Raw genomic sequence first — 13,761 nt, forward strand, 5'->3', positions numbered from 1 at the left:
GGGCGGCTTTCAAGCCGGTTTTGCGTCCCGCTGCCGGATCAGGCCTTCCTGCGTCACGCTTGCCACCAGCCGGCCGTCGCGGCTGAAGATGTGGCCGCGGTTGAAGCCGCGGGCGTGGCCGGCCCAGGGGCTGTCGGTGGAATAGAGCAGCCACTCGTCGAAGCGGAACGGCTCGTGCAGCCATAGCGCATGATCCAGGCTGGCCGTCTGCACATTGCCTTTCATCCAGCTCACGCCATGCGGCAGCATGCAGGTGCCCAGCAGCGTCATGTCGCTGGCATAGGCCAACATCGCGCGGTGCAGCGCCGGATCGTCGGGCAACGGGGCGGCGACGCGGAACCAGCTATGCTGAACGGGTTCACGCGGCGTGGGGTTCACCCAGTTGAGCGGCATCACCGGCCGGATCTCGATCGGGCGGGACCGCAGGAAGAAGCGCCGGGCCTTTTCCGGGATCAGCTCGCGCATCTCCTCGCGCAGTTCGCTTTCCGGGCGCAGTTCCTCAGGGCCGGGCACGTCCGGCATGTCCGCCTGGTGCGCAAAGCCCTCCGCTGGAAGCTGAAAGCTGGCCGCCATGTTGAGGATCGGCTGGCCCTTCTGCATCGCGATCACGCGGCGGGTGGCGAAGCTGCGCCCCTCGAAATCGCGCACGACGCGGTAGATGATCGGGAACGCCTCGTCGCCCGGGCGCATGAAATAGGCGTGGAGCGAGTGTGCGGCCTTTCCGTCCTCCACCGATCGCTGCGCCGCCTGCAGCGCCTGGCCGATCACCTGTCCGCCGAACACACGGCCGACCCCGCCCGGCTGGCGCGCGCCGCGATATAGATCGGTATCGAGCTGCTCGACGTCGAGCAGGCCGATGAGCTGGGTGACCAGCCCCTCCGGATCGGAAGCGCGCGCGGTGGGATCGCTATCGGCCATCAATATCCCGCGGATTGCGCGAGCGCGTTGGCGTGGAAATTGGTGTCGCCGAACATTTCGGCAAGGACGCGGGCGCGCTTCATGTAGAAGCCGATATCATATTCGTCGGTCATGCCGATGCCGCCGTGCATCTGGACGCCCTCCTGCACCGCAAGCGTGGCGGCGAGCCCGGTCATCGCCTTGGCGACCGATACGGCCGCGGCCGCGCCGGGATCACCCGCGTCGAGGAGCTGCTGGGCCTTGAGAACGGCCGCGCGCGCGACCTCCATCTCGCTGTAGAGATGCGCGGCGCGGTGCTGCAGCGCCTGGAACCCGCCGATCGGCACCCCGAACTGCTTGCGCTCCTTCAGATAGCCGACCGTCATGTCCATCGCGCCGCCGCCCACGCCCAGCATCTCGGCCGATGCGCCGGCGCGGCCCGCGACGAGCAGACGGGCCAGCACCGCGCTGCCCTGATCCACCTCGCCCACCACCGCGTCGGCGTCCAGCGCCACGCCGTCGAACGCGATGCCCGCGGCGATGCTGGCGTCGGCCAGCCGTTCGGCGGTGACCGTCAGCCCCGGCGCGTCGCGCGGCACCGCGAACAGCGTGATCCCGTCCGCATCCTCCGCCGATCCCGCGGTGCGCGCCGCGACCAGCAGCAGGTCCGCGACATGGCCGTGCGTCACGAAGCGCTTGGCCCCGCGCAACCGGAACCCGTTGCCCGAACGCTCCGCCGCCATCGCGATGCGCCCGTCGTGCTTGCGGCCCTCGTCGATCGCCAGCGCCGCCACCGTGTCGCCCGCCAGGATGCCGGGGAACCAGCGCTCGCGCTGCGCCGTGCCATCGAGCGCGGCCACCGCGGCCACAGCGGTCGTCAGGAAGGGGGAGGGGGAGAGGTTGCGCCCGATCTCCTCCAGCACCACGCCCGCCTCGACATGGCCCAGGCCAAGCCCGCCATCGGCCTCCGGCACCAGAACGCCGGTGAACCCCATCTCGGCGAACTGCTTCCACAGCGCACGCGAGAAGCCGGTGGGATCATCCGAATCGCGCAGCGCGCGCATGTGGCCGACCGGCGCGTTCGCGGCGACGAAGTCCTTCGCGGTATCGGCCAGCATCGCCTGTTCGTCGTTAAGGTATAGCGGCATGTTCGGTTCCTTCTCCCCCTCCCGCCCGCGGGGAGTGGGTGGTGAGGGTAGGTGGCCCGGCGGGGAACGCGCGTCCCCGCCGGCGGGACGGGATCAGGACGGCAGGTCCAGGATCCGCTTGGCGATGATGTTGAGCTGGATCTCGCTCGTCCCGCCCTCGATCGAGTTGGCCTTGGTGCGCAGCCAGGCGCGGGGCGCCGCGCCATGGTTGCTCGCCGCGCTTTCCCATTCGAGCGTGTCCGATCCGCCCGCCGCCATCAGCAGTTCGTGGCGCGTCTTGTTCAGCTCGGTCCCATAATATTTCATCATCGAAGGCTGCGCCGGGTGCGCCTTGCCCGCCTTCAGCTCGTCGAGGAACTTCTCCGACATCGCCGAGAAGGCCCGCGCCCGCACCTCGAACAGCGCCACCTGCGCGCGCAACAGGGGATCGATCCCCTTGCGCGCCGCCGTCACCAGCGGGTCCTCGCCCGCCGCGAGGCCAAAGCCCGAGATCATCTCGCGCTCATGCCCCAGCAGATATTTCGCGACGTCCCAGCCCTTGTTCAGCTCGTGGACCAGGTTCGCCTTGGGCACCTTCACATTGTCGAAGAAGGTCTCGCAGAAGGGCGAATAGCCGCTGATCAGCAGGATCGGCTTGGTGCTGACGCCTTCGGACGCCATGTCGAACAGCAGGAAGCTGATCCCCGCCTGCTTCACCGACTTGTCGGTGCGCACCAGGCAGAAGATCCAGTCCGCCTCATCGGCATAGCTGGTCCACACCTTTTGCCCGTTGACGAGGAAATGGTCGCCCATATCCTCCGCGCTGGTCGCCAGGCCCGCCAGGTCCGATCCCGCGTTGGGCTCCGAATAGCCCTGGCACCAGCGGATCTCGCCGCGCGCGATCCTGGGCAGATGCTCCAGCTTCTGCGCCTCGCTGCCATATTTCAGCAGCGCCGGGCCGAGCATCGAAATCCCGAAGCTGTTGAGCGGATTGCGCGCGTTGATGCGCTTCATCTCCTCGCGCAGCACCTTCGTCTCAGCCGCGGTCAGCCCGCCGCCGCCATATGCCTTCGGCCAATCCGGCACTGTCCAGCCGCGCGCGCCCATCCGGTCGAGCCACTGCTTCTGCTCGGGGCACGACGGCACATAGTTCCGGCCGCCCCAGCATGCGTCCTTGTCGCTGCGGACCGGCTCACGCATCGCCGCCGGGCAGTTTTCCTCCAGCCAGGCGCGCGTCTCGGCGCGGAAGGCATCAAGATCCTCGGTCATCCTCTCTCGTTCCTTTCCCTTCGGCCGTTCCCGCAGGGGGAGCGGCACGGGTGAGGGGACAGTTCTGGGCAGGTTGCGGGGCGCCGCCGGATTGGCCGGTTCGCGCCCCGTTTTCCGCCGCTCAACTGGTGAAGCGTTCGCCCTTCTCGGCCTTTTCGCGCAGCAGCGGGGCGACCTCGAAGCCGTGGCGCTCCAGCCCGGCGACGATCTTCTTCAGCCCTTCGGTATCGGCCCAGAACATCGGGCCGCCGCGATAAACCGGCCAGCCATAGCCATAGATCCACACCACATCGATGTCCGAAGCGCGCTGGGCCATGCCTTCCTGAAGGATCAGCGCGCCTTCGTTGACCATCGTGTAGAGCGTGCGCGCGATGATCTCCTCGGCGGTCACCTCATGCTGCGGGGTGCCGGTCTTTGCGCGCCATTCGCCGATGATCTCGGCGACGCGGGGCGAGGGGGTGGGGTTCCGCTTCTCGTCATAGTCATAATAGCCCGCGCCCTTCTTCTGGCCCCAGCGGCCCTCGGCGGCGAGCGCGTCGCGGACATTCTCGATCCGCGTGGGATCGCGATGCCAGCCGATGTCCACGCCGGCCAGGTCGGCCATCTGGAACGGCCCCATCGGCATGCCGAATTCGACATGCACCCGATCGATCTGTTCGGGGGTGGCGCCTTCCAGCAGCAGCTTGTTCGCTTCCACCTGGCGCGGCATCAGCATGCGGTTGCCGATGAAGCCGTAACAGACGCCCGCCACCACGGCGACCTTCTTGATCTTCTTGCTGAGCGCCATGACGGTGGCCAGCACATCGTCCGCCGTCTTGGCGCCGCGCACGACCTCCAGCAGCTTCATCACATTGGCCGGCGAGAAGAAGTGCATGCCCAGCACGTCCTGGGGGCGGCTGGTGCTGGCTGCGATCTCGTCGATGTTGAGATAGCTGGTGTTGGAGGCGAGGATCGCGCCCGGCTTGGCGATCTTGTCGAGCTTGCCGAACACCTCCTTCTTCACGTCCATGCTCTCGTACACAGCCTCGATGATCAGGTCGCAGGCGGCGAGATCGTCGAAGTTCAGCGTCGGGGTGAGCAGGCCCATCGCCTTTTCCACCTGCTCCGCGGTCATGCGGCCCTTGGCGGCGGTGGCCTCATAATTCTTGCGGATGATGCCGGTACCGCGGTCGAGCGCGTCCTGCGCCATCTCGACGATGGTCACGGGCACGCCGGCCGACAGGAAGTTCATGCTGATGCCGCCACCCATCGTGCCGGCGCCGATCACGCCCACGCGGGCGATGGGGCGCTTGGCGATGTCGTCCGCGATGCCGTCGATCTTGCTCGCCTTGCGTTCGGCGAAGAAGATGTGGCGCTGCGCCGCCGACTGGACGCCCATGATCAGCTTCATGAAGCCCTGGCGCTCTAGCACCACGCCGTCCTGATAGGGCATGGAGACGGTGCGCTCGACCAGGTCGATGATCGCGGCCGGCGCCTCGAAGCCGCGGAAGCGCTTGGCGTTGGCTTTGCGGAAATAGGCGAACATCTCGGGCGTGGCGGCTACGGTCTTCTCGCTCGCGCGGGGGAGCGGGCGTGCGCCGGCCACTTCGCGGGCGAAGGCGATCGCATCCTCCAGCAGGCTGCCCTCGTTCGCCAAGCGATCGACCAGGCCGGCTTCCTTGGCCTGTCCGGCGGAGATCGGATCGCCCTTGGCGATCATCTCCAGCGCGACGGGGACGCCCGCGACGCGGGGCAGGCGCTGGGTGCCGCCCGCACCGGGCAGGATGCCCAGCTTGACCTCCGGCAGGCCCAGCTTCGCCGAGGGCACGGCGATGCGGTAATGGCTCGCCAGCGCCACCTCGCACCCGCCGCCCAGCGCGGTGCCGTGGATCGCGGCGATCACCGGCTTGTCCAGTGCCTCGATCTTGTCGACCAGGATCGGCAGCGGCGGATCGGCCATCGGCTTGCCGAATTCGGTGATGTCGGCGCCCGCGAAGAAGGTCTGCCCCTTGCACGCGATGACGACCGCCTTGATCGAATCGTCGGCCGCAGCCTCGGCAACGGCGGCGTCTAGGCCCTGGCGCACGGCGGCGCCCAGTGCGTTCACCGGCGGGTTGTCCGAAAGGACGACGAGGACGTCGCCCTGGCGCTCGGTGGTGATCACGGACATTCTACTCTCCTGTCTGCTCAGTTCAGCGCCGAATAGATCATCGTCTTCAGCTCGCGCCGGATCGGATAGGCCGATGAGGGGCTGAGCTGGGTCATGAAGACCATGATGATCCGTTCGACGGGATCGATGAAGAAGGCGGTCGAGAACATGCCGCCCCAGTAATATTCGCCCTTGCTGCCCGGGATCAGCGTCTTCGCCGGATCGATGTTGACCGCGAAGCCCAGGCCGAAGCCGACGCCGGCGTTGGTGGTCTCGCTGAACATCGATTTGGACATGGTGGCGAGATCGGATCCGCCGGGCAGGTGGTTCTGCGTCATCAGCTCGATCGTCTTGCGCGACACGATCCGCGCGCCGTCGAGCGTGCCGCCGTCTAGGCACATCAGCGCGAACCGGTGATAGTCGCGCGCGGTGGAGACCAGCCCGCCGCCGCCCGAAAGCTGGCGCGGCGCGTTGGACCATGCGCTCTCGGCGCCGCGGTCATACATCACGCGGCCCTTGCCGGGCACGAGCGTCCAGCAGTCGGTGAGCCGGTGGACCTTGTCGGCGGGCACCTGGAAGAAGGTATCGTGCATCCCCAGCGGATCGAAGATGCGTTCCTTGAAGAACCGGTCCAGCGGCATGCCCGACAGCCGCTCGACCACGAAGCCGAGTACGTCGGTGGACACCGAATAGTTCCACTCCGCGCCGGGGGAGAATTCCAGCGGCAGCTTGCCCAGCTCGGCGACGAACTCCGCGCTGGTCAGGTGGCCGTGCCAGCGCTCGATCTTGCCCGCGCGATAGGCGGCATCGACGTTGCTGCGATACTGGAAACTGTAGGTAAGGCCGGAGGTGTGGCGCAGCAGGTCCACCATCCGCATCGGCTGGTCGAGCGGGGTGGTCTGGAACGGAACGTCCACGCCGCCGCCGGCATAGACGCCCAGGTTCGCGAATTCCGGCAGCACATGATGCACCGGCGTGTCGAGCGCCACCTTGCCCTCCTCGACCAGCATCATGAAGGCGATGCTGGTGACCGGCTTGGTCATCGAGGCGATGCGGAACAGCGACGATTCGTCGACCGGCGGCCCGCCTTCGCGCGCGGCGCCCTGGTTGGAGAAATGGGCGATGTCGGCGCCGCGGGCGATCAGGAGCTGGGCATGGGGCAGCAGGCCGCTGTCCAGATAACGTTCCTTCACGAGCGCATCGATTCGCGCCAGCCGGCCGGCGTCGAAATGCGGTTGTCCGGGCTGCACGCTACGCATCGTCTCTCCATACCCCGCATTCGAATCCGGCAAAGCGGATGGCTTTCCCCTATTGCCTTGAGCGCGTCTTGAATCAACACTAGTTGAACAGCAAGCAACAGCTCCGGGCCAAACCGGAGTTTCGGAAGTTGGAGAGATGCCCCGGTGACCAGCGTCCCGCCCGAACCCATCGTGCCGATCCCCGCGGACTGGCCGAAGATGCCGCTCGACGAGGTCGAACGGGTGCTGACGGCGCCCGGCGCGCGATTCGAAATGGCGATGGCGGACATCCGCGGCGTCCCCACGCGCGTGTGGAAAAACGCACCGCCCACGCTCGCCACGCTGCAGCAGCTCGTGCGGGCCTATGGCGCGCGCGAGTTCACCGTCTACCAGGACGAGCGCGTCACCTATGAGGCGAACTATCGCGCCGTTTGCCACATGGCGGCGCGGCTGCGCGAGCTGGGGGTGGGCAAGGGCGATCGCGTCGCCATGGCGATGCGCAACCTGCCCGAATGGCCGGTGATCTTCTTCGCCGCGGTCTGCATCGGCGCGATCATCGTGCCGCTCAACGCATGGTGGACCAGCGGCGAGATCGAATATGCGCTCAACGATTCGGGCGCCAAGCTGCTGATCGTCGATGGCGAGCGGCATGAGCGGCTGAAGGGCTGCTACGCCACGCTGAGCGGCGTCGAGCGCGTGATCGTGAGCCGCGGCAAGAGCGAGCTGACCCAGGGCGAAGGCCGGCTGGAGGTGCTGATCGGCACGCCGCACGACTGGGCTTCGCTGGAGGACATCGGCTTTCCCGAGGCGGATATCGCGCCCGACGACGAGGCGACGATCTTCTACACCAGCGGGACCACCGGCCACCCCAAGGGCGCGCTGGGCACGCACCGCAACTTCGTCACCAACATCCTGTCGAGCGGCTATGCCCAGGCGCGGACGCTGCTGCGCCGGGGCGAGGCGCTGCCCGCGATGCCGGAGCCCAAGGTGTGCCTGCTGGTGATCCCGCTGTTCCACGTCACCGCCAGCAGCGCGGCGATGATGACGCTGATCGCTTCGGGATCGAAGCTGGTGTTCATGCGCAAATGGGACGCGATCGAGGCGATGGAGATCATCCAGCGCGAGAAGGTGCAGACCACAGGCGGCGTGCCGACCATCGCCTGGCAGTTGCTGGAGCATCCGGACCGGGCGAAATACGATCTCTCGTCGCTCGAGACGATCTCCTATGGCGGCGCCCCCTCCGCGCCCGAGCTGGTGAAGCGCATCCATGAGGAGTTCGGCGCGCTGCCCGGCAACGGATGGGGCATGACCGAGACGACCGCCACGGTGACCAACCATTTCGGCGAGGACTATCTGAACCGTCCGAACAGCGCCGGCCCGCCGGTTGCGGTCGCAGACCTGAAGATCATGTCGCCGGAAGGCGATCGCGAGCTGCCGCTGGGCGAGGTGGGCGAGCTGTGGGCGCGCGGGCCGATGATCGTGAAGGGCTATTGGAACAAGCCCGAGGCGACCGCCGAGACCTTCGTCCACGGATGGGTGCGTACCGGCGATCTGGCGCGGCTGGACGAGGAAGGATTCCTGTTCATCGTCGATCGCGCGAAGGACATCGTGATCCGCGGCGGCGAGAACATCTATTCGAGCGAGGTCGAGGACGTGCTCTACGCGCACCCGGCCGTCACCGATTGCGCGCTGATCGGAATCCCGCACAAGACCTTGGGCGAGGAACCTGCCGCGGTGGTCCATCTGGCCCCCGGCACCAGCGCCACCGAGGCGGAGCTGCAGGAATGGGTCCGCGCGCGGCTGGCCGGGTTCAAGGTGCCGGTGGCGGTGAAGTTCGTGAAGGAAACGCTGCCCCGCAACGCCAACGGGAAAATACTAAAGAAGGATTTGCGCGCTATGTTCGCCGCCGAAGACGCCTGAGCGGCGTCATGCGGGGGTGGAGATGGCGGATGATTCGCTGAGCGGGCTTTCGGCCGGCGAGCGGGCGCGAATCGCGGCGATGATGGCCGAGGGGCATCCGGAGGGCGGCGCCCTCGACGAAGAGGCCCCGTCCGAGCGCGCGGGGCCGTTGCGCCGGTTCGTGCGGGTGCTGCTGTGGCTTCTGTGCCTGGCCATACTGGCGGCCGCGCTGTGGCATGCGATATCGCTGAGCTTCCTGGCGGCGGCGCCGGCCGGGGCGCTCGCCTCGCCGCTGCCGCTGACGATCGGGCTGGCGATGCTGGCGATCATCCTGCTGCTGTGGTTCGACGGGCGGCCGTTGTGGACGCCGCTGCTGCTGCTCGGCCTCGCCAGCGCGGCGATGTCCGGCATCTCGATGCGCTGGATCGACAGCACGCCCGCGGGGGTGCGCGAGCATTGGGCGGGGATCGAGCGCCAGCGCGTGCGGCTGGGCGGCGACCTTTGCTACCGGATCGACGGCGCCGCCTTCGCGTTGCGCGACGCGGGCGGGCGCGGCTTCACCTATCCGCGCGGCCTGTGGCCCGGATCGTTCAGCGAGGCCGAATTCCGCCGCTATTTCTTCTCCGATGCGCCGATGCGCGCGGGGGCGGACGGCTGGACCTGCGTGGTGCGGGGGTAGGGGGGCTCAACCCCTCACCACATTGGCCACCGCGTCCTGCCATCCGGCCAGGCGGATGCGCCGTGCCTCCGCGCCCATCGCGGGTTCGAACGTTTCCACCTTGCCGCGCATGCCCGCCGCCTCGCCCAGGTCCGCGAACAGGCCGCAGCCGATGCCCGCCAGCATCGCCGCGCCCAGCGCGGTCGTCTCGGCGAAGGCGGGGCGGTCTACGGGGATGTTCAGGATGTCGGCCAGGTCCTGCGCGATCCAGTCGTTGTTGACCATGCCGCCGTCGATGCGCAGCCGTGCCCAGTCCGCGCCGTCGGCGGCGAAGGCGGCCTTCAGGTCGTGGCTCTGGTGGGCCTGCGCCTCCAGCGCGGCGCGGACCACATGCGCGCGCCCGGCCGAGAAGCTGAGGCCGGAGATCGCCGCGCGCGCCTCCGGCTGCCACCATGGCGCGCCCAGGCCGGAGAGCGCGGGGACCAGATAGACCCCGCCGTTGTCCGCCACCGATCGCGCGATCGCCTCGGTCTCGGCCGCGGTTCCGATGAGCTTCAGCGAATCGCGCAGCCACTGGATCAGGCTGCCCGCGACGAACACCGATCCCTCCAACGCATAGGTCCGCCGCCCGCCGATCTGCCACAGCGCGGTGGCGAGCAGCCGGTTCTTCGACGCCGGGGGAACGGCGCCCGCGTTGGTGAGCACGAAGGCGCCGGTGCCATAGGTCGCCTTGGTCTCGCCGGGCGAGAGGCAGGCCTGGCCGATCGTCGCGGCCTGCTGGTCGCCCGCCATGCCGCAGATCGGGATGCTGCCGCCGAACAGCCCCGTGGTGCCGAACCGGCCCGCGCAATCGACGATCTCCGGCAGCGCGTGACGCGGGGCGGCGAGCAGCGCGACCAGCCCGTCGCTCCATCCGCCGCTGCCCAGCTCCATCAGCATCGTGCGCGATGCGTTGGTGGCATCGGTGACGTGCAGCCCGCCGCCGCGCTCGCCAGCGGTAAGCTTCCACACCAGCCAGCTTTCGACGGTGCCGATCGCCAGCCGGCTGCCCGCCTCACGGAGCTGGGGCCAATGCTCCATCGCCCAGCCGATCTTGGTGCCGCTGAAATAGGGATCGAGCAGCAGCCCGGTGCGCGCCTGGACGCCGGGCTCCTCGCCGCGCTCCTTCAGCTCGCGGCAGATCACGGCCGATCGACGGTCCTGCCACACGATCGCGGGGGCCAGCGGCTCGCCGGTATCGCGGTCCCAGAAGACCACGGTCTCGCGCTGGTTGGTGATGCCGATGGCGGCGATCGCGTCCGGGCCGCCCGCGGCCTTCACCATCGCGGTGGCGCACTGGGCGGTCTTGGTCCAGATCTCGGCGGCGTCATGCTCGACCAGCCCGGGGCCGGGATAATGCTGGGTCAGCGGTTTCTGCTCGCTGCCCAGGCAGGTGCCGTCGGGCGCGAACAGCATGGCGCGCGTGGATGTGGTGCCCTCGTCGAGGACGAGCAGTGTCTCTCGCATGCGTGGAGGCTAGAGCAGCGCGGACGCTTTGCAAGCGATCGGGTGTGCGCGGGGCGGGGCTGCGCGAATTCGATTGATCGGCGGCGAATCGGTTGTGCCCGCGATGCATCGGTGGCGCGAATTTTCGCGCAATGTTCCGCGCCGGGATTCCCTGTGCCGCCAAAGCGCGCTAGACCATGGAACGCGAGGGAAGGCAGTGGAAGAACAGGCAGCAGACAGCATGGGCCAGGCGGCGGGTGCGGAGACCGGCATTCCGCCCTATGCCGCCGTGCCTCCGCCGCCGCCCGCCGCCGATCCGGCCGAGAATCTGGGCGATGGCCAGCGGCGCGACCGGCTGGTCGCCGCGCTCACGCTGATCGCGGGAATCGGGCTGGTGCTGGCGCTGCCGTTCGCGCTGCGGGAGGGCGCGCAGTTCTTCCTGCCGCTCACCGCCGCGCTGGTGATCGCGATCGCGCTGGTGCCGCTGTTGGAATGGCTGGAGCGCCACCGCGTCCCCGCGCCGATCGCGGCGTTCACCTGCGTGCTGCTGTTCCTGGTCGCGGCCAATGTGGCGCTGGCGTCGATCGTCGTGCCGGCGTGGCGCTGGCTTCAGGAGCTGCCGAGCCGGATCGACCAGATCCAGCACAACCTTGCGCCGCTGATCGAATATTACGCCAACATCCAGCAATGGGTGAACGAGACGCTGCACAACTTCGCCTCCGGCCCGGTGCAGCAGCCGGTGCAGGCGGTGGCGGCGCCGCCCACCTCGCTGCTCGATCTGTTCACCACCACGGCGCCGTCGGCGCTGATCGAGATGTTCTTCGCGATCCTGGTGATCTATTTCTTCCTTTCGGGCTGGACGCGGCTGCGGCGCAGCGCGATCACCAGCCGCGCCAGCTTCGGCGGGGCGATGGCCACCGCGCGGGTGATCCAGGACGTGGTGGACGACACCTCCGCCTATCTGGGCACGATCACGCTGATCAACCTGACGCTGGGGCTGATCGTGGCGGGCGCGTTGACGGCGCTGAACATGCCCACGCCGCTGATGTGGGGCGGCATCGTCGCTCTGCTCAACTACATCCCCTATTTCGGGCCGGTGATCGCCGCGCTGCTGCTGGCGGTGGGCGGGCTGATGACCTTCGGCACGCTGGGCGCCGCGCTGATGCCCGCGGTGGTGATGGTGGTGGCGCACCTGATCGAGGCGAACCTGGTCACCCCGCTGGTGGTGGGCCACCGGCTGACGATCAATCCGATCATGATCCTGATCTCGCTCAGCTTCTGGGGCTGGGTGTGGGGGACCACGGGCGCGCTGCTGGCGGTGCCGTTGCTGATCATCATCCAGACGGTGATGAGCGCGGCGGGCAAGCCGGACATCGCCGGTTTCCTGTTCGAACACGGCACGCTGGTGGGCGATCAATCGTCCGCGCGGGCGCGGCGGCCGGGCGGGCTCGATCAATCGGGTTGAAACCACTGTTGACAGGGTTTGGGGGCGCGGCTAGTGGCCGCCTCCTCGCTGGTTCAAGCGGGTGTAGCTCAGTTGGTTAGAGCGCCGGCCTGTCACGCCGGAGGTCGCGGGTTCGAGCCCCGTCACTCGCGCCATCGCGCAAGTCCCCCGCATCGCCGTATCCGCGCGCAACCCCATGGCGCCCATGCGTTTTTCCCGCATCCCCGCGCCGATCGCGGGTTCCAGCAGGAGAACGCAGATGCATACCGAAACCCATGTGCCCGATCGCCTGATCGCCTCCGATCGCGTGGAGGGCACCGCCGTCTACGATCCCGCCGGCGAGCGGCTGGGCACGGTGGAGCGCTTCATGGTCGACAAGGCATCGGGCCAGGCCGAATATGCGGTGCTCGGCTTCGGCGGCCTGTTCGGCTTCGGCAACCGCCACTATCCGCTGCCGTGGAAGGCGCTGACCTATGACACCGGTCGCGGCGGCTACGTCGTCAACGTGTCGAAGGAGCAGATCGAGGGCGCGCCGAGCTATGAGACCGGCGAGGAGCCGCGCTACGACCGCGACTATGACGCGCGCGTCTATGGCTATTACGGAATCCTCGCCTGAGGCCCGTTACGGGAAATCCCCCGTTCAGCCGGGCGCTTTACACGGGACCCGGCCGGGCGGATAGCACGGCATTCATGCAGGGCGGGCCGGCTGCGATCGTCGCATCCGGCCCGCCTGGTGCCGCGGGGAAGGGTGGTGCCGCGCATGGATCAGCTTTGGGTGGGGGGAAATCGATGCGAAAGATGACGGTTCTGGCCGGGTGCCTGGCGGTGATGACGGCCGGGTGCAGCGGCGGCGCGCCCGCGAACAATGCCGCTGAGACCAATATGGCGGAGGCTGCCAACACGGTCGCGGCTGCGGCCCCCGTGGCGGCGGACGAGAGCTGCCCGGACGATGGCCCGCGGCTGCCGATCACCAAGATCTGCGCGGGCCGCGCGGTCAACTATCTCAATATCGCCGGAGAGCCGCTTGCGGCGCCCGACGGCTGCGAATGGAATGTGAAGGAACTGCAGTTCGCGACCGACGTGCTGCTCTATCGCGCGCTCAAATGCGAAGGCAGCGACACCACGCTGGAATATGCCGGTGGCGCACGCAAGGCTGACCTGACCTATGGCCCTGCCAAGGCGGGCGAGGAGCCGCTGATCGCGGTCGAGGTGTTCAGCGCCGGGGACAAGGCGGACCCGACTTCCGCGCTGCTGGCGAACACGCGCATGTCGATCGAGAACGCCGGCGACCGCGCCAAATGCGTGGTGCGCAAGGACACGCGGGAGGGCATGCCCCAGGACGCGGTGGTGGTCGACCTGACCCCGGCCGAAGCCGCCAAGCTGCCGAAGGACCAGCCGCGCTACAACTGCGGCCCCTATGGCTTTCAGGAGGAGGGCAGCATGTCCTTCTGGCGCGTGTTCCAGGGCTTTTCCTGGTTCTTCCACATGGGCACCGACGTCTGGAGCATCGATCCCGGATCGTTCACGCTGATGACGAAGGACGAAAAGGGCGAATGGGTCCAGGCCGCCGAATGACCCGCTGAGGTCCGGCAAGCCGTACTGACCGGGGCGTTGGC

11 protein-coding genes and 1 tRNA gene are annotated in these 13,761 nt (G+C 68.3%); 6 read left to right on the forward strand and 6 right to left on the reverse strand.

Going from position 1 to position 13,761, the window contains the following annotated elements; genetic code table 11:
* Window positions 1–9 precede the first annotated feature (9 nt).
* From OM513_RS12020 to OM513_RS12040, 5 genes are all read right to left on the reverse strand, one after another.
* Complete coding sequence (locus OM513_RS12020) at window positions 10–918, reverse strand: acyl-CoA thioesterase (protein WP_264944564.1); 909 nt, start codon at window positions 916–918, stop codon at window positions 10–12.
* Window positions 918–2,045 carry an acyl-CoA dehydrogenase family protein gene (locus tag OM513_RS12025; RefSeq protein ID WP_264944565.1) on the reverse strand — a complete coding sequence of 376 codons (1,128 nt, stop codon included), beginning with the start codon at window positions 2,043–2,045 and terminating at the stop codon, window positions 918–920. Before OM513_RS12025 ends, OM513_RS12020 begins: the two co-directional genes overlap by 1 nt.
* A 93-nt stretch (window positions 2,046–2,138) precedes the next feature.
* Window positions 2,139–3,293: an acyl-CoA dehydrogenase family protein gene (locus OM513_RS12030; RefSeq protein ID WP_264944567.1), complete on the reverse strand. Its 1,155-nt coding sequence runs from the start codon at window positions 3,291–3,293 to the stop codon at window positions 2,139–2,141.
* 121 nt (window positions 3,294–3,414) lie between these two features.
* Window positions 3,415–5,442: a 3-hydroxyacyl-CoA dehydrogenase NAD-binding domain-containing protein gene (locus OM513_RS12035; protein WP_264944568.1), complete on the reverse strand. Its 2,028-nt coding sequence runs from the start codon at window positions 5,440–5,442 to the stop codon at window positions 3,415–3,417.
* 17 nt (window positions 5,443–5,459) lie between these two features.
* Window positions 5,460–6,680 (reverse strand): serine hydrolase domain-containing protein, encoded by a 1,221-nt coding sequence (locus OM513_RS12040; protein ID WP_264944570.1) that lies wholly within the window; start codon window positions 6,678–6,680, stop codon window positions 5,460–5,462.
* Between the two features lie 198 nt (window positions 6,681–6,878).
* On the opposite strand from OM513_RS12040, the gene OM513_RS12045 reads away from it, so the two are divergent.
* Both OM513_RS12045 and OM513_RS12050 read left to right on the forward strand, forming a co-directional pair.
* On the forward strand, window positions 6,879–8,579 hold the full coding sequence (locus OM513_RS12045) for a class I adenylate-forming enzyme family protein (protein WP_264944764.1): 1,701 nt from the start codon (window positions 6,879–6,881) through the stop codon (window positions 8,577–8,579).
* 22 nt (window positions 8,580–8,601) lie between these two features.
* Window positions 8,602–9,237: a hypothetical protein gene (locus tag OM513_RS12050; protein ID WP_264944571.1), complete on the forward strand. Its 636-nt coding sequence runs from the start codon at window positions 8,602–8,604 to the stop codon at window positions 9,235–9,237.
* A gap of 6 nt (window positions 9,238–9,243) precedes the next feature.
* Here the strand turns inward: OM513_RS12050 and OM513_RS12055 are convergent, their stop codons facing one another.
* On the reverse strand, window positions 9,244–10,722 hold the full coding sequence (locus OM513_RS12055) for a glycerol kinase (protein WP_264944573.1): 1,479 nt from the start codon (window positions 10,720–10,722) through the stop codon (window positions 9,244–9,246).
* A gap of 220 nt (window positions 10,723–10,942) precedes the next feature.
* On the opposite strand from OM513_RS12055, the gene OM513_RS12060 reads away from it, so the two are divergent.
* The 4 genes from OM513_RS12060 (at window position 10,943) to OM513_RS12075 (ending at window position 13,720) form a co-directional block, all read left to right on the forward strand.
* Window positions 10,943–12,166, forward strand: coding sequence for an AI-2E family transporter (locus OM513_RS12060; protein ID WP_380916332.1), 1,224 nt, complete (start codon window positions 10,943–10,945; stop codon window positions 12,164–12,166).
* Window positions 12,167–12,223: 57 nt separating this feature from the next.
* Window positions 12,224–12,300, forward strand: a tRNA-Asp gene (locus OM513_RS12065).
* Window positions 12,301–12,404: 104 nt separating this feature from the next.
* Entirely contained in the window at window positions 12,405–12,761 is a 357-nt protein-coding gene (locus OM513_RS12070; RefSeq protein WP_264944576.1) for a PRC-barrel domain-containing protein, read from the forward strand.
* Window positions 12,762–12,934: 173 nt separating this feature from the next.
* The gene (locus tag OM513_RS12075) at window positions 12,935–13,720 is read left to right on the forward strand and encodes a hypothetical protein (protein ID WP_264944577.1); all 786 of its coding nucleotides are present in this window, start codon (window positions 12,935–12,937) and stop codon (window positions 13,718–13,720) included.
* Window positions 13,721–13,761: the final 41 nt, after the last annotated feature.

Origin of the sequence: Sphingomonas canadensis, from assembly GCF_026013525.1 — a bacterium.
In the GTDB taxonomy this organism is placed as follows: Bacteria; Pseudomonadota; Alphaproteobacteria; order Sphingomonadales; family Sphingomonadaceae; genus Sphingomonas; species Sphingomonas canadensis.

Bases quoted from the DNA above. Each gene is read 5' to 3' on its own strand.
- OM513_RS12020 (WP_264944564.1), bottom strand. From the start codon at position 918: ATGGCCGATAGCGATCCCACCGCGCGCGCTTCCGATCCGGAGGGGCTG.
- OM513_RS12025 (WP_264944565.1), bottom strand. From the start codon at position 2,045: ATGCCGCTATACCTTAACGACGAACAGGCGATGCTGGCCGATACCGCG.
- OM513_RS12030 (WP_264944567.1), bottom strand. From the start codon at position 3,293: ATGACCGAGGATCTTGATGCCTTCCGCGCCGAGACGCGCGCCTGGCTG.
- OM513_RS12035 (WP_264944568.1), bottom strand. From the start codon at position 5,442: ATGTCCGTGATCACCACCGAGCGCCAGGGCGACGTCCTCGTCGTCCTT.
- OM513_RS12040 (WP_264944570.1), bottom strand. From the start codon at position 6,680: ATGCGTAGCGTGCAGCCCGGACAACCGCATTTCGACGCCGGCCGGCTG.
- OM513_RS12045 (WP_264944764.1), top strand. From the start codon at position 6,879: ATGCCGCTCGACGAGGTCGAACGGGTGCTGACGGCGCCCGGCGCGCGA.
- OM513_RS12050 (WP_264944571.1), top strand. From the start codon at position 8,602: ATGGCGGATGATTCGCTGAGCGGGCTTTCGGCCGGCGAGCGGGCGCGA.
- OM513_RS12055 (WP_264944573.1), bottom strand. From the start codon at position 10,722: ATGCGAGAGACACTGCTCGTCCTCGACGAGGGCACCACATCCACGCGC.
- OM513_RS12060 (WP_380916332.1), top strand. From the start codon at position 10,943: ATGGGCCAGGCGGCGGGTGCGGAGACCGGCATTCCGCCCTATGCCGCC.
- OM513_RS12070 (WP_264944576.1), top strand. From the start codon at position 12,405: ATGCATACCGAAACCCATGTGCCCGATCGCCTGATCGCCTCCGATCGC.
- OM513_RS12075 (WP_264944577.1), top strand. From the start codon at position 12,935: ATGCGAAAGATGACGGTTCTGGCCGGGTGCCTGGCGGTGATGACGGCC.